Origin of the sequence: Scytonema sp. HK-05, from assembly GCF_963872035.1 — a bacterium.
Taxonomy (GTDB): domain Bacteria; phylum Cyanobacteriota; class Cyanobacteriia; order Cyanobacteriales; family Nostocaceae; genus Kalymmatonema.
In genome coordinates, this window is sequence record NZ_CAWMYC010000024.1 from 81,377 (window position 1) to 102,573 (window position 21,197).

Below are 21,197 nucleotides of genomic sequence, written 5' to 3' on the forward strand. Positions count from 1 at the left end.
CTTGCATATTTAAATCTTTTAAAATTATTGTGGAATGGGCATCTTACCCGCTCAGATATATTTTGCTGTTCGGGTACCTTCATATATTTTTAATTGCGGTTCACTAGTTGTTATTGCTCATTTTTTTATATTTTGATTGGATGATTTATCGTATCGACATGGGATAATTAACACAGTTTACAAGGGAGTTATCAGGTATGAGCCTTCAAATATATCAAGATAAATTTGATGATTTTTTCAATCAAATAACTGAAGAGTCAAGTAACACTAGAGGGGCAGAAGTCATTGATAAACAAGATTTCTTGTTTATCAATAAAAAGCTTTCCCAACTCATTGCCAAATCATGGCTACCAAATGATCCAGAGGGAGCAGAATTTAGAAAAATACTTTTGAGAGGTGACTCAGAGGAAATAAAAAATTGGCTGAAAAACCACGATGTTGATCTTGAAGGCTTTTTCCGCGTTTCAATAAATATCGAGGTAAGTTGGGATACTTTTTTTGGAAATTTAAAAGAAACAACGACTTTAGGAGCGATATCAAATAGAGCGAACACCTATATATTACCTTACCCTCCACGACCTGCTGTAGTTACAGATGAGCAACTAGAAAGGTGGGTAAATGATACTAATCCTGATAATAAATTTCCTCTTGACCCCTATATTCCTCTCTCTTCATGTTGAAGTTTTTCTAATATAACTTGCAGATAATGAATCATTGTCTCATTTTATTGAGGCAATGATTCATGTTTTTATGGTAAGGCTGATACTAAACAATCTACTTTCTAAAGATTAACTTTACAAAAGAGTGAACCTTTAGTTTTAATAAAGAAAATCTGTCAAAATATGTATGTAAATTTTTCTATTAGTATGTAACATTTATCAGACTTCTGTTTAATTAAATGTAGTTCTTATAGACACATCTAAATGCATGATGCCATGATGTTCACAATGCTTTTCAGGGTATCAAGTTATGAACAATGAAATCAGTGGTAGATTCAAGAGTCAATCTATAAAACTCTCCCAGCTTGAGCAGTGCTGTGATGCTAACCCAGAGGCTAATGAATGCAGGAAATATGAAGAATTCAAGCAGCACTGTGATACCAACCCAGAGGCTGAGGAGTGCAGGGTTTACGGAGACTTCAAGAGCCAATCTAAAAAAGTTTCCCAAATTATTGCCAAATCATGGCTACCAAATGATCCAGAAGGAATGGAAATCAAGAGAGTTATCTTTAGGCGTAACTCGAATGAGATAAAAAATCTTCTGAAAAAGCACGGTATTGATCTTGAAGGGTTTTTCGGTCCAACAAAGGTCGTTGTAGACTGGAGTTCCTACAAAGGGGTTCTTACAGAAGACGTGGGTGAAATAGTATATATCTTACCGTATCCTCCACGACCAAATGAAGTTAAAGATGAGCAGTTAGAAGAATGGGTTAACAACAATGACCCTGATACTTTATACCCTACTACCCCTTATATTCCTCTAACTTCGTGCTGAAGTTTCTCTTACTTCAAATTAATTGGAGGAAACATCTACATTGAGGTAATACCAATTCTATGTGAGGTTGCAAATTATCGGTCAGGCTGGAAGCCTGGGGCTATACAAACAAAGCCTGGCGACCCAGGCTCATTCTATGGATCTTTAAAAAGAATTGGTATAAGTAGGTCGGTGTAAATAATTCTGACTTTTCACGTCATGTGGAAAAACTAACGTAAAACCTAACCCCCCGACCCCCTTCCCTACAAGGGAAGGGGGAGTACATTAGCTCCCCTCTCCTTGTAGGAGAGGGGTTGGGGGAGAGGTTTTAAACATGCCGTGAAAAGTCAGGTAAATAATTAAAGGTATGTAGTAAGCGCTTTAGCGCTTTAGCGCTTACTACGAACGAGTTTCCAAGCTTTAGTTTTCTTTACATAGTTTGATTTTTTCTCGCCTACTTACTTAAAAATACTCCGCTAGAGTACTTAACCTAGCGGAGTTACATACCATAAAAAAGAGATTGCCATGCTTAATAAGCCACAGTTAAAGAATTGTTTTCAAGTTGAAAGTGTTGAATCAGAAAGCGTCTTTCTTATCTCTGATAGAAATTCTTTTTTGCTGAGGGGTCATCTCTATCAATTGTTAACACCTATGCTGAATGGTCAGCATAGCGTTGACGAAATTGTGGACAAAATTCTCCCAGAACTACTGCCAAGAAATGCCTCTGCTCAAGAGCTTATCTCTACTAGCGCCAATGTTTATTATGCTCTCATGCAGATGGAACAGCAGGGTTATATTACTGAAAGTGATATAACCCTGCCATCTGCATTAACAGCTTTTTGTGAGACTTTGAACGTCAGCCCACAAGAGGCTAACTGTCGATTGCAAAGGACTAAAATTGCAGTCAAAACTTTCGGTTCTCTTGCTACCTCAGAATTGATTTCCACTCTTGAATCCCTGCATATCCAAGTTTCTGATGAGGGAGACATCGTGGTGGTTTTGACCGATGACTATCTGCAAGAAGATTTGGACGCCTTTAATAAAAAAGCCTTGCAGGATCAACGTCCTTGGATGCTGGTCAAACCAGTAGGAACAATTCTTTGGATTGGACCAATATTTCATCCAGGGAAAACAGGTTGTTGGGAGTGCTTAGCCCAGCGTTTGCGAGCCAACCGCCCTGTTGAAGGGTTTATTCAGAGACGCAAGGATGTTTCAACCCCTATACCAACCCCTCTGAGTTTCCTTCCTTCAACATTGCAAGCTGCACTAGGCATGGCAGCCACGGAAATCTTTAAATGGATTGTACAGGGTGAGAACAAACGACTTGAAGGTGTTTTAGTCACCCACGATACCCTGTCTCTAGAGACCCAAAATCACATCCTTGTTAAGCGTCCCCAGTGCCCTTGCTGTGGAAATCCAGATTTGAATCGCAAACCCTTGCCCATTGTTTTAGGAAACCGCAAGAAAACTTTTACCGCAGATGGAGGACATCGTTGTGTTTCTCCGGAAGAAACACTGAAGAAATATCAACACCACATTAGCCCGATTACAGGAGTTGTCCGAGAACTCAGGCAGTTACCACAATGCGTGAATGGTTTGACCCATATTTATGCTGCTAAGCATCATTGTGCTTCTATGTTCGATACATTGGACTCCTTACGCCAAAATATCGGTGGTAGAAGTGCGGGTAAAGGGAAGACAGATCCGCAAGCTAGGGCAAGCGGTTTTTGTGAAGCGATTGAGAGATATTCTGGAGTTTTTCAAGGAGACGAAATCAGACACAAAGGCAGCTACCAAAAAATAGGAGAGGCAGCAATTCATCCTAACGCCTGTATGAATTTTAGCCAAGAGCAATACAGAAACCGTGAGGAATGGAATGCGAACTGTTCTAATGTGTTTCAAAAGGTTCCAGAATTATTCGATGAAGAAAGAGAAATTGACTGGACACCTGTTTGGTCTTTAACTCATCAAGAATTTAAATATTTGCCAACCGCTTACTGCTATTACGGCTATCCCCAACCGTCAAAGCCTGATTGTTGGGCTGAATCCAATGGCTGTGCTGCTGGCAATACCTTGGAAGAGGCAATCCTCCAAGGTTTTATGGAAATAGTGGAGCGGGATTGTATAGCGTTGTGGTGGTATAACCGTGTCAAGCGACCAAGGGTAGATTTAGATAGTTTTGATGAGTTGTATTTTCAAAATCTGAAAAATTACTACCAAACTCTCCATCGTGAACTTTGGGTTCTAGATATCACCAATGATTTAAACATACCAGCTTTTGCCGCCATGAGTCGGAGAACAGATAAAGAGGTAGAAGACATCATCTTTGGCTTCGGTGCCCATTTTGATCCAAAAATCGCTATTCTAAGAGCGCTCACCGAGGTAAACCAATCGCTGCCTGCAGTTTTATCAGCTGATATGGATGGAAGTACTCAATACCCCTCATCTGCGGATCAACTGGCAAGAGACTGGTGGAAAACTGCTACTCTGGAAAATCAACCTTATCTGGTTCCCGATGAAAGCGTTGTGCCAAAAGTGTCTTCTGATTATCCCCAAGTTTGGAGTGATAATTTGCTGGAAGATGTCATGACCTGCAAGCAAATTGCTGAGAAACATGGTATGGAAATGCTGGTTCTGGATCAAACGCGTCCCGATATTGGACTCAAGGTGGTGAAGGTTATCGTTCCGGGAATGCGTCACTTTTGGAAAAGGTTAGATTCTGGAAGGCTTTATGATGTTCCTGTTCAATTGGGTTGGTTACAAGAGCCACTGCAGGAAAACCAACTCAACCCTTTTCCAATGTGGATGTAATTCACATCTTGTACCACTAGTGGTTCATCGCATTAGTTTTGATTGATTTGTGTATCATCAAAACTCTGTACGAACGCTCAGATGCAACGTTTCTACAACCCACCAGAATTAATGGGACAAACCACTATAGCAATCCTAAATCATTCATGAGAAATTCTGAACCGATTGGGCGAATAGAATATGCGCTAAGGCTTCGTAGTAAGCGCTGTCTTGCCTGCGGCACGCCTGACGGCGAACGCGCTTAGCGCTTACTACAATCTACTTCTAATATCATGTCCGGCTGAATACTTATCATTACCCTAAGAACCCCACCCCCCGTAAAGCTACGCTTCACGTCCCCTCCCCGCTTGCGGGGAGGGGCGGCGCGGGGTGGGGTGCAGTTAACGTGGCAATCATGACTAATTAACCGGACATGATATAACCCTCAATTATTTCTTGACAAACCACTAGGTGTCATTCTGGACGGAGCGCAAGCGGAGTGAAGAATCTAAGAGATGTTTCGCTTCACTTCGTTTCGCTCAACATGACAGGTGCAAGATGCGCGTGTAGCAAACAATTGGGCGATAGAGAGAGGAGAAACTATGCTTAAGGGATATCAAATTATTGATGCGGATTGCCACGTACTTGAGCCTAAAGATATGTGGCAACAGTATCTCGAACCTGCGTTTAAAAGCCACGCGCCAACGCCGGACTTGAAAGTTGCAGGCGAGAGGATTTTTGACAAGTTATCTGCTGAGTTAGAGCACCAAACAGCCAAGCAAGTCACACGGGATCATCCTATGTCCGTGCTCAATTGCTTTGACTCAGAGTCCCAGGTAAGGGTGATGAAGCAGATGGGGGTTGATGTTTCGTTTCTTTATCCCACTATGGGAATGTGGCTGTTGGCAGTTGATACAATGACACCGCAACTGGCTGGTGCTTTCACTCGTGCCTATAACAATTGGTTACGAGATTTTTGCAGCTACGATCCCCAAATTTTGAAAGGAGTGGGAGCAATTAATCTTCACGCTCCTGAAGAGATGGTGCCAGAATTGCATCGAATAGCAGAGTTTGGTTGCCAGGCAGTTGTATTGCGTCCCAACCCAGTTAAAGGGCGATTGCTGAGTGATCCCTCTTATGAGCGATTTTGGACTGAATGTGAGCGCTTAGGAATTGCGGTCAGTATTCATGAGGGAACGCATTGTCGGTTACCAACCACTGGAGCTGATCGGTTTCATACCCGTTTTGCTATGCATGCGTGCTCTCATCCCATGGAACAAATGATGGCGATGTTGGCGCTGATTGAAGGGGGAGTGTTAGAGCGCCACCCCAAGCTTAGGGTAGGTTTTCTGGAAGCTGGCTGTGGTTGGTTACCCTACTGGCTGTGGCGATTGGATGAAGAGTATAAGAACTTGGCATGGGAAGTTGCAAACAATGTGAAGATCAAGCCTTCAGAGTATTTCCGCCGTCAGTGCTTTATCTCTATTGAGCCAGAGGAACCTTATCTCGAGCAGATCATCGAGTATATCGGCTCCGATAACTTACTCTTTGGTTCTGACTACCCTCATGTGGATCACGATGTGGACATGAGCGAGAAAGCAGTAGCGCTTCAGGAGCGACTATCCAAGAAAACTGTGCAAAAGCTACTATGGGATAACCCAGCTCGCTTCTACGGACTGGAATAAAACATAAAAATTGCTGGAACTTGGCGATGGATATCTTGGGCTATCAAGCTAGGGAACTACTCTATGAGAGTGATAACTCGTTGGTCTATCGTGCCTACCGGGAGGAGGATAACCAAAGAGTTATCCTCAAAATGCTCAAACAAGCTTATCCACCCCCAAAAAGAATAGCTGAGTTCCACCGGGAATATGAAATCACGAAAAACCTTAACCTAACAGGTGTGGTAAATGCCTACAGCTTGAAAACCGAGCAGCATCGGTGGGTGATGGTTCTAGAAGATTTTGGTGGTGAATCCCTCCAACGAGTTAAGCAGAACAGAGAATTCACTCTCAATGAGTTTTTGTCACTGGCAATTGAGGTTGTTGGCATCCTCGGTCAGGTACACGACTTAAATGTCATACACAAAGATATTAACCCTTCTAATATCGTTTGGAATCAGACAACGGGTCAGCTCAAACTCATTGACTTTGGCATCTCCACAGAACTTTCACAAGAAGCCACAACTTTCCGCAATCCGAATTTATTGGAAGGAACATTAGCCTATATCTCCCCAGAACAGACTGGACGCATGAATCGGGCGATTGATTATCGAACCGATTTTTATTCCTTGGGAGTCACCTTCTACGAATTACTAACGGGTCAGTTGCCTTTCTCTATCCACGATGCACTGGAATTGATACATTGCCATATTGCTAGACAATCTGATCTGCCACACGAACATAGACCAGACATTCCCTTAGTCATTTCAGAGATCGTGCTGAAGCTCATGGCAAAAAACGCTGAAGCTCGCTACCAAACAGCTTATGGTCTGAAGGCGGATTTGGAGGAATGTCTGCGGCAATGGCAGACTCTAGGGCAGATTCATGCCTTCCCACTTGGTCAACAAGATGTTTCCGGCAGATTCCAAATTCCGCAAAAGCTTTATGGGCGGGAAAAGGAAATTGACACGATATTAGCTGCTTTTGTGCGCGTAGCGTGTCCGGAGGACACACGAGTCAGCCAGGGAGCTAGTGAGATGATGCTGGTTACTGGATATTCTGGCATTGGTAAATCTGCTTTAGTTCAGGAAGTTTATAAGCCAATTACAGAAAAGCGGGGATACTTTACCTCCGGTAAATTTGACCAATATCAAAGAGATATTCCCTATGTTTCACTAGTACAAGCCTTTCGCTCCTTAATTCGGCAACTGTTAACAGAAAGCCAAGCCCAGATAGAGAACTGGCGAGAAAAACTACTCGCTGCCCTCGGCTCCAACGGTCAAGTGATAGTTGATGTCATTCCTGAAGTAGAACTGATTATTGGACCTCAACCAGCAGTGCCAGAACTGGCTGCAACAGAAGCCCAAAATCGTTTTAACTTCGTGTTTCAAAACTTCATCAAAGTATTTACCCAAGCCTCACATCCCCTAGTCCTTTTCTTAGATGACTTACAGTGGGCTGATGGGGCTTCACTAAAATTGATTGAACTATTGATGACGGCGGTAGATAGTTCTTACTTGTTACTTATTGCTGCTTATCGAGATAACGAAGTCAGTGCAACCCACCCTTTGCTATTGACGCTGGATGAAATTAGGAAGAGGGGAGCAACGGTTCATCAAATCGTGCTTGCCCCCTTAACCCTGCCCGATGTTACGCAGTTTACGGCAGATGCTCTCAACTGTGCGCCAGAAAAAGCCAGACCGTTGTCAGAATTGGTACTCGCGAAGACTCAAGGCAATCCCTTCTTCATAAATGAGTTTTTGAAGTCACTCTATACCGAAGAGCTTTTGAAATTTGACTTCCAAAAAAGGGTTTGGCAGTGGAATTTAGCACAAATTCAGTTGCGGAATATTACTGATAATGTGGTTGAACTGATGGCTGACAAGCTGCGAAAGTTGGGAGAACAGACACAACAGGTCTTGAGGCTAGCTGCTTGTATTGGTAACCAGTTTGAACTCCAAACCCTGGGAATTATCTACGAAAAATCTCCCCAAGCAACAGCTGCTGATCTGTGGACGGCAATGGAAGAGGGTTTGGTCTTGCCCTTGGGGGATGGCTACAAGTTGATAGAACTCAATGTTAAGGGTTTGGCAGATGAAGTCACAGTCGAATACAAGTTTACCCATGACCGCATCCAACAAGCAGCCTATTCCCTCATTCCTGAATCCCAAAAGCAAGACGTACACTCGCAAGTGGGGAGACTGCTGTTACGGAACACATCGCCACAGGAGCAAGAGCAGAAAATTTTTACCATTGTCAACCAACTTAACCAAGGTCGCGATCGCCTCAAACACCAGACAGAACGAGATGAGCTAGCCCAATTAAACCTGATAGCGGGTCGGAAAGCAAAGGCATCGGTAGCTTATCAATCGGCGTTCAATTACTTGCAAATTGGTATCAAACTGCTTAACTCTCCTCAATTCCTTTCATCAGATAATAAAGATGGTAGCTGGCAGCGACAGTATGACCTAACCCTGACACTTTACCTAGAAGCAGCAGAAGCAGCCTGCCTCAGTGATCGTCTTGAAGAGGTGGAGCAATGGACTGAGGTGATACTGCAAAAAGCCAAAACCCTGCTGGATAAAGTGAAAGCCTATGAAATTAAGATCCAAGCTTATTATGGGCGGCAGCAATCATCAGAAGCAATGAAGATTGGATTGCAAGCTCTGCAATTTTTGGGAGTGGAAATTCCGAAAAAACCAAATCAGGCGGATTTGGTTTATCGTCTGGAGGAGACAAAGGCTATTTGGGCTGGGCAGAATATTGAGGATTTAATTGATCTGCCGAAAATGACTGATGCCAAAAAGTTGGCAACAATGCCGTTATTATTTCTAGTGCTGAGTCTTGCGTCTGTAGGATTCCCTGAGCTGTTCCCTTTCCTCATACTCGGATTGGTCAATATATCCCTTAAGTTTGGCACTACGTCTTTCTCAGCTCCTTCCTATGCTGTGTATGGAATCGTTCTATGTGGGGCAGCAGAAGATATTGAGGCAGGCTATCAATTCAATCAATTAGCGTTGAAGCTTTTGAAAAGACTTGATACCAAACAATTCGAGGCAAAGACAGTCTATGTATTTAATACATTCGTTAGACATTGGAAAGAGCATACCCGGGAATCATTAAAACCTTTTCTCGAGGTACACCAATGTGGATTGGAAACAGGAGATATGATTTGGAGTTGCACAGCGCTATTCATGTACGCTTTACATGCATACTGGATTGGTCAGGAATTGGAGGAATTGGAACGAGAGATTGTCAAATACAGCGAGGCGATTAATCAACATAAACAGGAACTATCCCAGCGTTGGATTGAGTTGGTTCGACAACCTGTCTTAAACCTGATTGGCAAAACCCAAAATCCCTGTCTTTTGGTTAGTCAAACTTACGATGAGAAAACCATGCTGTCTGTTTACCAAAAAGTCAATGATAGACAGGCAATGGGTTGGTTTTATCTAAATAAACTTGTTCTTTGCTATCTGTTTCAGGAGTACCAGCAAGCGATTGAAAATGCTACTAAGGCTGAAGAGCATTTGGGCGTAGCACTAGGATTATATACAACATCTATCTTTAACTTCTATTATTCTCTAGCCCTCCTTGCTGTGTTTCCTGTTGTCCAGGAAGCTGAACAACCACACATTTTAGAAAAGGTAGATACCAATCAGAAAAAAATGGAAAACTGGGCGCATCATGCCCCAATGAATTTTCTCCATAAGTTCTATTTAGTGGAAGCTGAACGCGCCCGCGTGTTAGGTAAAGATAGCGATGCTAGAGAATATTACGATCGCGCCATTACCCTAGCCCAAGAAAACGAATATCTCAACGAGGAAGCCCTCGCCTACGAACTGGCAGGTAAATTTTACCTAGCCAGAAACCAAAATCATGTTGCCCGCCACTACCTGCAAGATGCCCATTATGCTTATCAGCGTTGGGGGGCGGTGGCTAAGGTGAAAGATTTGGAAGCAAGATATCCACAGTTTTTAGCTAATACCTCAACAGATAGCTTTGCAACTCGCTTAAATCCCTCAACCACCAACACGGGTACAACAACATCTGATGTCTTAGATTTAAACAGTATATTGCAAGCCTCGCAATCTCTTTCTGGCGAAATTATTCTGGATAAGCTACTAAAACAGCTTATGAAACTCGTGATTGAGAATGCGGGTGCTCAAAAAGGTTTTATGCTTCTAGAGCGCAAGAGTCAGTGGGTTATCGAAGCTCAAGGAAGTGTAAATTCTAATGACATTACTATACTGCAATCAATTCCAGTAGATTCCATAAATCCTGATACTCAAATTCCGCTCCTATCACCCGCCATCATCAACTATGTCGCCCGCACTCAGGAAAATGTGGTGTTAAATGATGCTACCAATGAAGGTCAATTTACCCGCGATCCTTACATTATTGCTACTAAACCCAAATCGATTCTCTGCACTCCCTTACTGCATCAAGGCAAACTGAGCGGCATTTTATATTTAGAAAATAATCTCACAACTGGCGCTTTTACGAGCGATCGCGTCGAAGTCCTCAAAATCCTTTCTGCCCAAGCCGCCATCTCCATTGAAAATTCCCGTCTCTACGAACAGTTAGAAGATTACAACCGGACTCTAGAACAGAAAGTGGAGGTGAGAACCCAGGAATTACAAGAGAAAAATCAGGAGTTGGCAAGTATCCTGCAAAAACTCAAAGCCACGCAAGCTCAGATTATCGCACAAGAGAAATTGGCTTCTTTGGGAGCTTTAACAGCGGGCATTGCCCATGAAATCAAAAATCCCTTAAACTTTGTTAACAACTTTGCCGAACTTTCTGTAGAGTTAACCCAAGAACTACTCGAAGAGATTTCAAATCAACAAGACCGATTAGACTCGGAATCTAGAGAATATATTGAAGAGATTTTAAATGATTTGAAACAAAACGCTAAAAAAATTAATGAGCACGGCAAACGAGCAGATAACATAGTGCATGGGATGTTGATGCATTCTCGGGGGCAAACAGGCGATCGCCAAGAAACCGACATCAACGCAATGCTTGCAGAAGCTATTAGTTTAACTTATCAGGGAATGCGTGCTAAGGATGCTTCCTTTAACATCGTTGTAGAAACTGACTATGATGACAACCTTGGTTTAATCAATGTTGTGCCGCAGAATATCAGTCGTGCTTTAATAAATATTATTAATAACGCTTGCTACGCTGCGTATAAAAAGAGAATGCGTTTTCAGCGAGAGCCAGAACACGATAGTGAGGAGTTTTCACCTACGCTTTCAGTCAGCACTAAAGATTTAGGTAAGCAAGTAGAAATACACATCCGAGATAACGGTGAAGGAATTCCGCAGAAATTGCGAGATCAGATTTTTAATCCTTTTTTCACCACGAAGCCACCCGGCGAAGGAACTGGTTTGGGTCTTTCTATTACTCATGATATTATTGTCCAGCAGCATCAAGGAAAGATCAGAGTAGAAAGCGAAGTAAACTCCTATACACTGTTTATTATCACTTTGCCCAAGAGTTTTCCCTAGAAAAAGAAATTTGAAAATGAAAATAATGGTTGTAGATGATGAACAAGACGTTCAATTTTTGTTTGAGCAAAGATTTAGAAGAGAACTCAGACAAAATCAAATTACCTTATATTTTACCTTGTCAGCAGAGGAAGCACTAAACCAATTACAAAATAACAAAAGTGAGTGTTTATCGCTGATATTAACAGATATCAATATGCCTGGAATGAACGGGCTAGAATTACTCAAAATTATTAAACAAAATTTTCCTCATTTAAAAGTGTTTGTCATCACTGCTTATAACGATGAAAATAATTACCAAATAGCTCAACAATACGGTGCTGATGAATATATCACAAAGCCAATAGAATTTAACAAACTTAAGGAAAAAATATTGAATTCGTAAACAATCCCAATCAGGACAAAACTATGCCAGCTAAAATACTGGTTGTGGATGATGAGCCTGACTTAGAACCGCTGCTTTGTCAGGCATTTAGAAAAAAAATTAGGCAAAAGCAATTCCAATTAATTTTTGCCCAAAATGGATTAGAAGCCCTCGAAAAGCTACAAGACGAACCGGATATAGATATAGTTTTAACCGACATCTATATGCCGGAAATGAATGGGCTAACTTTACTTACTAAACTCAATGAGTTATATCCCATCATCAAAGCAGTTATTATTTCTGCGTATGGCGATATAGAAAATATCAGAACGGCAATGAATCGGGGTGCTTTTGACTTCTTAACTAAGCCGATTAATTTTCAGGATTTAGAAATTACAACCAACAAAACTCTGCAACATGTGCAGCGGATGAAAGCGGCTCATGAACAGGAGCGTTTGGCACAGCAGGCTCAAGCAGAATTATTGAGCCGTCTACAGCAAGAGGTGACTGAACGTCAGCGAGCAGAGGAAGCATTGCGCGAAAGTGAGAGAAGGTTGGCTCAATTTCTAGAAGCTGTGCCAGTGGGGGTATTTGTCGTTGATGCTAATGGTAAACCTTACTATGCCAATCAGACGGCACAGCAGATACTGGGCAAGGGAATTGAACCTGGAGCTACAGCTGCACAATTGACCGAGATTTATCAAGTCTATCAGGCGGGGACGGAACAGTTGTACCCCACGCAAGAGCAACCCATTCTACAAGCATTAAATGGGGAAAGTGTAACCGTTGATGACATGATGATCCACCAAGCTGACAAAATTATCCCTTTAGAGGTGTCAGCAACCCCGATTTATGATGAGAAGGGAGAAATTGTCTATGCCATAGCTGCTTTTGCTGATATCACCCAACGCAAACAAGCGGAAGCGGAACGGATTCAGTTTACTCAAGAATTAGCAAGCAAAAACGCCGCCTTGGAGCAGGCAAAAGACGCATTAGCTGAATCCAACCGTACCTTAGAACAAAAAGTCGAAGAGCGTACTCGCGAACTCTCACAAACACTCGAAATTCTTAAAGCTACTCAAGCTGAATTGGTATTTGAAAACGCTCTGCTTAAAAATGCAGAACAATCTTCAACTTTTGATTATCAAGTAGGCGGTAGTTTGCCAATGAATGCTCCTACATATGTGGTGCGTTCCGCAGATCGTTTGCTTTATCAAGCACTGAAGCGTGGAGAGTTTTGTTACATTTTGAACACACGCCAAATGGGCAAGTCAAGCCTCATGGTACACATGATGGACTATCTCCAAAAAGAGGGGTTTAGCTGTGCAGCGATTGATATCACTCGCCTTGGTACTGAAAACGTGACTCCTGATCAATGGTATAAGGGATTTGCGGTGGAGTTATGGCAAAATTTTAATTTGTTTGGAAAAGTCAATCTGAAAGCTTGGTGGAATGAGGAAAAAGATTTATCGCCTATCCAATGCTTAAGCAGATTTATAGAGGATATTATACTTGCTCAGGTTAAAAGTGAAAAGCTATTTATTTTTGTAGATGAAATTGATACTGTCTTAGGCTTAAATTTTCCAGTCAATGACTTTTTTGCTTTGATTCGCTCCTGCTATAACCAACGTAGTATTAATCCAGAGTATGAACGTTTAACTTTTGCTTTGTTTGGAGTAGCAACACCTTCAGATTTGATAACTGATCCCCAAAGAACGCCTTTTAACATTGGTCAAGCAATTCAACTTAATGGCTTTCAAATTCATGAAGCTCAACCTTTACTTTATGGATTGACAGAGAAAGTGAGCAATCCACAAGTGGTGCTGAAAGAAGTGTTAGCTTGGACAAGCGGTCAACCTTTTCTGACTCAAAAACTTTGCAAACTTATACGCCGTGCTTCATCCCCGATTCCTACAAATAATCAAGCGCAATGGGTTGAATATTTGGTGCGAACTTCTGTGATAGACAATTGGGAATCTCAGGATGAGCCAGAGCATTTGAGAACTATACGCGATCGCATCCTTAACAGCGAGCAGCAACCTGTTCGGCTACTAGAACTTTATCAACAAATTTTGCAGCAACAAGAAGTTGTCTGTGTAGACTCTCCAGAGGAAAGGGAATTGCTGTTATCGGGGCTAGTTGTCAACCAACAGGGTTCTTTAAAAGTGCATAACCGTATTTATGAATTAATATTTAATCGTAGTTGGATCAATCTGCATATTTAAATTAAATAATTAGTTTTATAGGCTTGTGTCTACTCAAATTCCTCACTCTCAATTACATCCTCCAAGTAATGTAGCCCAACCGCCAAAATTACCTCGCCCACGACTCAACTGGCTACAACCTTTGACATTGCTTGCACCTGCTGGAATTTGGTTGTTGCTTTTGCTGGTGCTGCCAACACTGATAATTTTTGAGTTAAGTTTAGTACCAAATATTCGCCCTGGAGATGTGGTGAATCCCAGTGGATTTGCGAACTACATCCGGATATTTGACCCCTTATACCTCCAAGTTATCGGGCGATCGCTCTTTTTTGCAGTCAGTTCGACAATCATTTGTTTAATCTTGGGTTTCCCCGTCGCCTATTGGATTGCTCAGAGAGCACCTTGGCGCTGGCGAAATTTGCTCCTTATTGGCTTTATCTTGCCTTTATGGACTTCGTCTTTACTTCGCTCTTATGCTTGGATTACAATTCTTCGTCCTACTGGTTTACTCAATAGCATACTTAGCAGTTTCAGCTTACCGACTTTAGATGTCCTTAACAGCAGTCCAGCTGTCTTAATTGGCATGAGCTATAGCTTGCTGCCTTATATGGTTTTAATTTTATACGCTGCTCTAGAAAAACTAGACAAGCGTTTGCTAGAAGCCGCAGCTGATTTAGGCGCAAATGCTGTGCAAACTTTTTGGAAAGTCACTGTACCACAAACTCTCACAGGAATTGCTGCAGCTTCTTTTTTGGTCTTCATCACGGCATTTGGCGATTTTATCAATCCCGAATTACTTGGCGGTGCTTCCAGTATGACGGCGGCGCGGTTGGTTTACAACCAGTTTCTTGGACCAACGCAAAATTGGGGATTTGGTTCAGCTTTGAGTATGACAATAATTTTGGTTGTTAGTATGGCTATTGCTCTTTTAATTAAATTTGGTGAAGCTACACCAAAGCAATAAAAAAATTGGCGTTGCTGATGAAGAGGTCATTTATAAAGTAAAAATAAATTAAAACACAACTGAAAATTTAACTCGCCTGAGCTTCATCGCTTAATGCCTCTGCCGCAGCAGCCAACCTAGCCGCCCCAGCTTGAACTATCTGAGCCACTTGAGTCAGAGGCAGATGATTAATTTGCCTAAGAATCAAACTTAAATCTGAAGCTTCGGATACTGGCTTGCCTTCTAAGCAGCAGAGTAACTCCTCCAATGTATAGCCTGCTCGTGCTGCTATTTGAGCCAAATTTTCTGTATCTGGCACCTTAACGCCCTTTTCCCACATTTGAACAGCAGTCGCAGAAACTCCCAACAGCTTACCAAAAGCTCGCTGACTCATCGAACCACGAGCTAGCTTGATGATCTCAATCAGTTTTTGTCTGCTTTGTGTATTCACTGCTGAACTGCTACTCAACTTTAATTACAAGTTTACTTGCATTATTACAAGTTTACTTGTCTGTTGACAGCCCCCTGTTTCAGTAGTAGACTATTACTTTAGTTTTAAAGTTAAAACTAAAGTTGTCAAACCCAGACACTGGGTGCATCAGAATTATTAAGAATTTGAGTATTTTTGCTGACAACAGAAAAGGCGCGTTATGGTTTGCTATTCACGAAAGATTGGTCAATATCGTCGCAAAGGTCAAAGCTTAATTGCTGCCAATAAAATTAAACCAGAAAAATGGCACATTTCCAACAGTGAGGCAAAAGAAGCACTGCAAGCACAAGGCTATAACGTAAAAGAAATTAAGAAAATCCGCTGTTTAACCCATCAAGTGTGTATTTCTTACTGGGACGAAAAAGGTAACGTATGCAGTGGGTTTTTTAGCTACAGGATTTTTGCCCGTTGGCAAATAGAAGTAGAAAAGTTAATTGAGTCCTGCCAAACTTTGAAGGAATGGCGTCACTTGAATCATCTTATGCAGTACGAATTTGCTTATTATCCATATCCCAAAAATATCGATAGTGCAGTCCACAAGACATTAGAAAACCGCCTGTGTGTGTTAGAGGAAACAACACAACAAGCGGTCTTCCAAGATATTGAAAGCCAAGTGGTTAGTCGTTAATGGTAAAAAAACTCATAATTAACAACTAACTCTAACAACCTTAAAGATTAATTACTAGCGCCAGAAGCGGCGAGTTCCGCTAACCGTTCTTGCTGGTCTTGAGAAATACAAGCCTGAATCACAGGCTCAAGTTCGCCTTCAAGAAATGAGTTGAGCGAATAGTTTTGACCTAAACGATGGTCGGTGACGCGGTTATCTTTGTAGTTGTAAGTGCGAATCTTTTCAGAACGCGACCCTGTACCTACTTGCGATCGCCGCATAGAAGTCACAGCTTCCTGTTGTTCGCGTAACTTCATTTCATATAACTTTGCCCGCAAGATTTGCATTGCCCGTTCTTTGTTTTGCAACTGGCTGCGTTCTTCTGTACAGAAAATGCGGATACCAGTGGGTTTGTGAAACAAGTCAGCCGCTGTTTCTACCTTGTTAACGTTTTGTCCACCAGCACCGCCGGAACGAGCTGTACTCATTTCAATATCCTTCGGGTCGATGTGGATTTCTACGTCATCCACTTCTGGCATGATCGCTACAGTTGCTGTAGAAGTGTGAACTCTTCCCCCAGCTTCGGTAACAGGTACGCGCTGTACCCGATGCACGCCAGCTTCAAACTTCAGCTTGCTGTAAACGTTGTCACCCTGAATTTCCAATATCGCTTCTTTGAAGCCGCCCATTTCCGCCAGCGACTCGCTCACAAGCTTCACTTTCCAATTCTGGACATCAGCATATCGTGAGTACATACGTACTAAATCACCCGCCCAGATACTTGCTTCATCACCGCCTGTACCCGCACGAATTTCCAGCATGATGTTTTTATCATCATTGGGGTCACGTGGTAGGAGCAATATCTTCAGGCGATTTTCTAGGTATTCTATTTTTTGCTCAAGTTCTTGAACTTCCAGGGCTGCCATTTCTTGCAGTTCTGGATCGCCTTGAGCTTCTTTTAACACCTCACGCGCCCCGATGAATTCTTCCTGAGCCGTTTTCCAGGTTTCATAGGTATCTACGACTTCTTCCAAAGAAGAGCGTGCCTTTGCGATTGTTTGATACTCATCAGGGTTTTTGGCAGTATCGGGGTCGGCAAGGCGACGAGTCAATTCATTAAAAGTTTGTTCAACGGATTTTAATTTCTCCAGCAGATATGTTTCAGCCATGACGAATGCAGCGCTCCTTAAAAAATAGCAAATTGGCTTGAGCATTAAATACAACAATCGACCCGGCTGATGCAGGGTCGTCGTTAACAGCTAAAGCCAGCCCGCTACTTTTTCCTTCTGCCGCCTTTGGATTGACCACCTTCGCTCATGCCGTATTTACGGAGGAAGCGTTCTACGCGACCTTCGGTGTCAATAATCTTCTGAGTTCCTGTGTAGAATGGGTGGTTTCCAGACCAAACATCTACGTGCAGTTCTGGCTTAGTGGAGCCGACGGTCATCACAAGTTGACCATTGCAGTAAACTTTTGCCTCTGGATACCACTGGGGATGAATCTCTGGTTTAGCCATTTTTCCTTCCGTGGTTTCTCTATATATATTATAACTTCTCGCTTTAGCGCTGGAATAGGGACTAGCGACTGGACATTGGCGATTGGGCAAGAATTTTCCCAGTACCTAATCGCCAATACCTAATCCCCCCTCGCTTAACGCTTGGAGTACTGAGGTGCTTTGCGAGCCTTGTGCAAACCGTATTTTTTACGCTCCTTCGCCCGTGGATCACGAGTCAGGTAGCCTTCGGTTTTTAAAGGAGGACGGTTTTCTGGGTCGAGTTGACACAGGGCGCGAGCGACTCCCAGACGAACAGCATCTGATTGTCCGGTTAAACCGCCGCCTTCAGCTTTTACGATAATGTCGTATTCGTTTTCCAAACCTAGAGTGTCTAGAGGTGCTTTGGCAACAGAGAGGTAGTTAGGGTTGAATTGGAAGTAAAGGTCTCCTGGTTTGCCATTAACAATCAATTGTCCGGTACCAGGAACTAAGCGTACCCGCGCTATTGCGTTTTTACGACGACCTGTGCCCCAGTACACGGCACGACCGCTATCAGTATCTGTTGCTTGCATTAGTTTTGTACTCCTGGAATTGTCTGAATCTTTAACTCTTTTGGTTGCTGTGCTGTATGGGGATGAGTGGGTCCAGCATAGACTTTTAGCTTAGTAAACAACTGCCTTCCCAAGCTATTTTTCGGTAGCATACCTTTGATGGCATGTTCCACAATCCGTTCTGGCAAACGTTGTTGCAGCTTGTCAAAGGTTTCAGTCTTCATACCGCCGGGACGACCGGAGTGACGACGGTAAACCTTTTGAGTGCGCTTTTTACCTGTGACTTCCACTTTTTCAGCATTTACAACGATCACGAAGTCACCTGTGTCCAAGTGAGGGGTGTATTCGGGTTTATTTTTCCCTCTAAGAATGATGGCGATTTCGCTTGCTAGGCGACCTAGACGTTGGTCAGTAGCGTCTACTATGTACCAATTGCGCTCAAGAGTATCTTGAGGAGGAAGGTATGTTTTGTCGTTTGTCATTTGTCGTTTGTCCTTTGTCATTTGTCATTTGTCTTTTGTCTTTTGTTATTTGTCTTTTGTTATTTGTTGTTAGTTGTTCTACTAACGACCAAGCACTCACAAATAACTAATAACCAAAGACTAATTTGGGTTGGGCGTCAAACCAAATCTTTGGGGGAAAGGGGAAATCAGGATAGCCGACTCGCAACAAGCATAAGCCGTGAGGGGGTGCGGCATATTTCACTTCTTGGCGGCGTTGATGTTTCCAAAGATCCGTGAAGTCAGCGACTGTCCGCTGTCCGGAACCAACCTGTACGAGCATCCCCACCAACAACCGCACCATACCATACAAAAATCCATTTGCTTGAATTTCAATATGAAGAAATGGTCCGGTGCGATAGCACTCTGCTGCTTGTACTTCTACCCAGGAATCCTTGCGACTTGAGTTTGCTCGGTGAAAAGCAGCCAGTGAATGGTGTCCAATCAGAGGTTTGAGTGCTGAGAGGATGAGAGATTCATCGAGGGGTGCATGATAATAATGCCAACTAAAGGGTCTGGCAAACAAGTTTGGTAGCTCTTCAGTATAAAGCGTATAACGATACCGTCTATAAGTAGCACTAAAGCGAGCATGCCAATTTTGACTCACTTGTGCGGAAGCTCGAATCAGTATATCTTTGGGCAAATAGCTGTTAAGAATGGTTGCCCATTTGTGAGCTGGTATCATACTCGTGACATTAAAATGTGCCACTTGAGCAGCAGCGTGAACTCCAGCATCAGTTCGTCCCGCACCGTGCAGTGTCGTTGGATGACCGAGTAGATGAGAAATAACTTTTTCTATCTCTTCTTGGACACTGCGATGTTGCGCTTGCCGTTGCCAGCCATGAAAATGAGTGCCCAGGTATTGAATTACCAGGGCGACTCTATAAGTTGGTGTAGGCTGGTGGCTATCTAACATAAAGATTTTGTCCTTTGTGAGACCAGTCCTGTTGGCGCAGCCTGCCCGCAGGGCGAATGAGGGTTTCCCGCGCCCAGGGAACTGGCGTAAGCGCAAAGCGCACGCCAAGGGCGAACGCGCAGCGTCTCCGAAGGAGATACCCGTGAGGGTCATTTGTCCTTTGTCATTTGTCCATGATTCTTGACTAATAACTAATGACTAATGACAAATGACTAAATTAGACGAGTTCGAGGATAGCCATCTCAGAATTATCACCCCGACGAGGTACGGTATGCAGAATCCGGGTATAACCTCCTTGGCGATTACCATACCGAGTGGGAACTTGCTCAAACAAAGCATGAACCAGTTCTTTGTCGTATATGTAGCCTAAGGCTTGACGGCGTGCTGCTAGAGAACCGTCTTTGGCTAGAGTAATCATTTTGTCTACTTCGGAGCGTACCACCTTAGCTCGGGCTAAAGTGGTAGTGATTCGTCCATGACGGATGACTTCAGTAGTAAGCGAGCGCAACAGGGCGCGGCGCTGGTCAGCTGGTTTGCTGAGTTTTTTAATCCCACAACGGTGACGCATAATTATGCACTACAAATTAAAATTATCTAAGGTTTTCTCTTAGGTGTGTTTAGAAGCTCTTTCAGTCGGTAGGGTAATTCCCAAGCGTCGCTGTAAAGCTTCAACGACCTCTTCAGCTGACTTCTGACCGAAGTTTTTAATTTCTAACAGGTCTTCTTGGGTGTAATCCAACAAGTCAGCAACAGAGTTAACTTGTGCCCGTTTGAGACAGTTATACGCTCGCACAGAAAGTTGCAACTCTTCAATTGGAATTTGGGCAGTTGGATCTTCTGAGACTTCTGCGCCTATATCCGGTGTATCAAGCGAAATATCTTTCAACGGATTGAATAGGTCTACCAGGATAGTAGCGGCAGAAGAGAGTGCTTCTTGGGGGCTTAGACTGCCATTTGTCCAAACTTCCAACAGCAGACGGTCTTTTGGTATCCCAGTATCTCCACGGGTTTCCTCAACGCTGTAGTTCACTTTCCGCACTGGCATAAATACCGAGTCGATTTGCAGAAAGTCCAAAGATGTCGCTTCTTCACGACTCCGTTCTACAGTGCGATATCCTTTGCCTCTTTCAATCCGAAACTCCATTTCCAGCTTGCCACCTTCAGCTATGGTGGCTACATACTGAGTCGGATCGATGACTTCGACTTCACTTGGCAAATCAAAATGTGCCGCAGTAACTGTTGTTGGACCTGTAACGAGTAAGCGACCAATCTGGGGTTGAGCAGAATAGCTTTTGAGGATGACTTCCTTCATTTTCATTAGGATTTCCAGCACGTCTTCCCGTACGCCCGAAACTGTGGCAAACTCGTGTGAAACGCCCGCAATCCGAACTGCTGTGACTGCTGTACCCTCTAGGTTAGACAGTAAAACCCGTCTCAGGGCATTGCCAACTGTCGTTCCTTGACCACGCTCTAGAGGTTCCAAGACAAATTTACTGTAGTGGCTCCTATTTTCCTCAGAATTTGACTCTACACATTCAATTTGAAACTGCGCCACGGAGTAGCCTCCCTTGTTATAAGGTCCTGCTAGCAGGGAAAATCCTTGCCTCGTCGGACACTTGGTTGCGGCAAAACCGTCTTTCCCAGTGTCCTTGCTTTTTTTACTTAATGCCCTCTTGAGCTACTTTGGTGT

The 21,197-nt window shown here is 43.1% G+C and carries 17 protein-coding genes; 9 read left to right on the forward strand and 8 right to left on the reverse strand.

The features are described from left to right. Positions 1 to 197 precede the first annotated feature (197 nt). The 8 genes from AACT52_RS04875 to AACT52_RS04915 all read left to right on the forward strand — a co-directional run bounded on the left by AACT52_RS04875 (position 198) and on the right by AACT52_RS04915 (position 14,969). Entirely contained in the window at positions 198 to 680 is a 483-nt protein-coding gene (locus AACT52_RS04875) for a hypothetical protein (protein WP_073629544.1), read from the forward strand. 289 nt (positions 681 to 969) lie between these two features. After that, on the forward strand, positions 970 to 1,494 hold the full coding sequence (locus AACT52_RS04880; RefSeq protein WP_073629546.1) for a hypothetical protein: 525 nt from the start codon (positions 970 to 972) through the stop codon (positions 1,492 to 1,494). Between the two features lie 504 nt (positions 1,495 to 1,998). Then, a complete protein-coding gene (locus tag AACT52_RS04885; protein WP_073629548.1) occupies positions 1,999 to 4,284 on the forward strand; it encodes a TOMM precursor leader peptide-binding protein in 2,286 nt (761 codons plus the stop codon). A gap of 581 nt (positions 4,285 to 4,865) precedes the next feature. Beyond that, positions 4,866 to 5,948, forward strand: a complete 1,083-nt coding sequence (locus tag AACT52_RS04890) for an amidohydrolase family protein (protein ID WP_073629550.1) — start codon at positions 4,866 to 4,868, stop codon at positions 5,946 to 5,948. Positions 5,949 to 5,974: 26 nt separating this feature from the next. Next, positions 5,975 to 11,437, forward strand: a complete 5,463-nt coding sequence (locus AACT52_RS04895) for a trifunctional serine/threonine-protein kinase/ATP-binding protein/sensor histidine kinase (protein ID WP_073629552.1) — start codon at positions 5,975 to 5,977, stop codon at positions 11,435 to 11,437. Positions 11,438 to 11,462: 25 nt separating this feature from the next. Continuing rightward, entirely contained in the window at positions 11,463 to 11,822 is a 360-nt protein-coding gene (locus tag AACT52_RS04900; protein ID WP_198940871.1) for a response regulator, read from the forward strand. 23 nt (positions 11,823 to 11,845) lie between these two features. Then, a complete protein-coding gene (locus AACT52_RS04910) occupies positions 11,846 to 14,026 on the forward strand; it encodes an AAA-like domain-containing protein (protein ID WP_073629556.1) in 2,181 nt (726 codons plus the stop codon). Positions 14,027 to 14,051: 25 nt separating this feature from the next. After that, on the forward strand, positions 14,052 to 14,969 hold the full coding sequence (locus tag AACT52_RS04915; RefSeq protein ID WP_073629558.1) for an ABC transporter permease: 918 nt from the start codon (positions 14,052 to 14,054) through the stop codon (positions 14,967 to 14,969). Positions 14,970 to 15,036: 67 nt separating this feature from the next. On the opposite strand, the gene AACT52_RS04920 is transcribed toward AACT52_RS04915, so the two are convergent. Continuing rightward, positions 15,037 to 15,399, reverse strand: coding sequence for a helix-turn-helix domain-containing protein (locus AACT52_RS04920; RefSeq protein WP_073629560.1), 363 nt, complete (start codon positions 15,397 to 15,399; stop codon positions 15,037 to 15,039). 199 nt (positions 15,400 to 15,598) lie between these two features. On the opposite strand from AACT52_RS04920, the gene AACT52_RS04925 reads away from it, so the two are divergent. Continuing rightward, positions 15,599 to 16,066 carry a hypothetical protein gene (locus AACT52_RS04925; protein WP_073629562.1) on the forward strand — a complete coding sequence of 156 codons (468 nt, stop codon included), beginning with the start codon at positions 15,599 to 15,601 and terminating at the stop codon, positions 16,064 to 16,066. Between the two features lie 47 nt (positions 16,067 to 16,113). Here the strand turns inward: AACT52_RS04925 and prfA are convergent, their stop codons facing one another. From prfA to AACT52_RS04960, 7 genes are all read right to left on the reverse strand, one after another. After that, positions 16,114 to 17,214 carry a peptide chain release factor 1 gene (prfA, locus tag AACT52_RS04930; RefSeq protein WP_073629564.1) on the reverse strand — a complete coding sequence of 367 codons (1,101 nt, stop codon included), beginning with the start codon at positions 17,212 to 17,214 and terminating at the stop codon, positions 16,114 to 16,116. 104 nt (positions 17,215 to 17,318) lie between these two features. Next, positions 17,319 to 17,561 carry a 50S ribosomal protein L31 gene (gene rpmE / locus AACT52_RS04935; protein ID WP_073629566.1) on the reverse strand — a complete coding sequence of 81 codons (243 nt, stop codon included), beginning with the start codon at positions 17,559 to 17,561 and terminating at the stop codon, positions 17,319 to 17,321. A 134-nt stretch (positions 17,562 to 17,695) separates the two neighbouring features. Next, positions 17,696 to 18,112, reverse strand: a complete 417-nt coding sequence (gene rpsI, locus AACT52_RS04940) for a 30S ribosomal protein S9 (RefSeq protein WP_073629568.1) — start codon at positions 18,110 to 18,112, stop codon at positions 17,696 to 17,698. Next, positions 18,112 to 18,573 carry a 50S ribosomal protein L13 gene (gene rplM, locus AACT52_RS04945; protein ID WP_073629570.1) on the reverse strand — a complete coding sequence of 154 codons (462 nt, stop codon included), beginning with the start codon at positions 18,571 to 18,573 and terminating at the stop codon, positions 18,112 to 18,114. Before rplM ends, rpsI begins: the two co-directional genes overlap by 1 nt. Positions 18,574 to 18,679: 106 nt before the next feature. Beyond that, positions 18,680 to 19,507 (reverse strand): tRNA pseudouridine(38-40) synthase TruA, encoded by an 828-nt coding sequence (gene truA, locus AACT52_RS04950; RefSeq protein ID WP_073629695.1) that lies wholly within the window; start codon positions 19,505 to 19,507, stop codon positions 18,680 to 18,682. Positions 19,508 to 19,724: 217 nt separating this feature from the next. After that, positions 19,725 to 20,075 (reverse strand): 50S ribosomal protein L17, encoded by a 351-nt coding sequence (rplQ, locus tag AACT52_RS04955; RefSeq protein WP_073629572.1) that lies wholly within the window; start codon positions 20,073 to 20,075, stop codon positions 19,725 to 19,727. Positions 20,076 to 20,114: 39 nt separating this feature from the next. After that, the gene (locus AACT52_RS04960; RefSeq protein ID WP_073629574.1) at positions 20,115 to 21,062 is read right to left on the reverse strand and encodes a DNA-directed RNA polymerase subunit alpha; all 948 of its coding nucleotides are present in this window, start codon (positions 21,060 to 21,062) and stop codon (positions 20,115 to 20,117) included. Positions 21,063 to 21,197: the final 135 nt, after the last annotated feature.

What these genes read in the sequence shown, in the direction of transcription:
- AACT52_RS04875 (WP_073629544.1), top strand. Translation starts at nt 198, where the DNA reads ATGAGCCTTCAAATATATCAAGATAAATTTGATGATTTTTTCAATCAA.
- AACT52_RS04880 (WP_073629546.1), top strand. Translation starts at nt 970, where the DNA reads ATGAACAATGAAATCAGTGGTAGATTCAAGAGTCAATCTATAAAACTC.
- AACT52_RS04885 (WP_073629548.1), top strand. Translation starts at nt 1,999, where the DNA reads ATGCTTAATAAGCCACAGTTAAAGAATTGTTTTCAAGTTGAAAGTGTT.
- AACT52_RS04890 (WP_073629550.1), top strand. Translation starts at nt 4,866, where the DNA reads ATGCTTAAGGGATATCAAATTATTGATGCGGATTGCCACGTACTTGAG.
- AACT52_RS04895 (WP_073629552.1), top strand. Translation starts at nt 5,975, where the DNA reads ATGGATATCTTGGGCTATCAAGCTAGGGAACTACTCTATGAGAGTGAT.
- AACT52_RS04900 (WP_198940871.1), top strand. Translation starts at nt 11,463, where the DNA reads ATGGTTGTAGATGATGAACAAGACGTTCAATTTTTGTTTGAGCAAAGA.
- AACT52_RS04910 (WP_073629556.1), top strand. Translation starts at nt 11,846, where the DNA reads ATGCCAGCTAAAATACTGGTTGTGGATGATGAGCCTGACTTAGAACCG.
- AACT52_RS04925 (WP_073629562.1), top strand. Translation starts at nt 15,599, where the DNA reads ATGGTTTGCTATTCACGAAAGATTGGTCAATATCGTCGCAAAGGTCAA.
- prfA (WP_073629564.1), bottom strand. Translation starts at nt 17,214, where the DNA reads ATGGCTGAAACATATCTGCTGGAGAAATTAAAATCCGTTGAACAAACT.
- rpmE (WP_073629566.1), bottom strand. Translation starts at nt 17,561, where the DNA reads ATGGCTAAACCAGAGATTCATCCCCAGTGGTATCCAGAGGCAAAAGTT.
- rpsI (WP_073629568.1), bottom strand. Translation starts at nt 18,112, where the DNA reads ATGCAAGCAACAGATACTGATAGCGGTCGTGCCGTGTACTGGGGCACA.
- rplM (WP_073629570.1), bottom strand. Translation starts at nt 18,573, where the DNA reads ATGACAAACGACAAAACATACCTTCCTCCTCAAGATACTCTTGAGCGC.
- truA (WP_073629695.1), bottom strand. Translation starts at nt 19,507, where the DNA reads ATGTTAGATAGCCACCAGCCTACACCAACTTATAGAGTCGCCCTGGTA.
- rplQ (WP_073629572.1), bottom strand. Translation starts at nt 20,075, where the DNA reads ATGCGTCACCGTTGTGGGATTAAAAAACTCAGCAAACCAGCTGACCAG.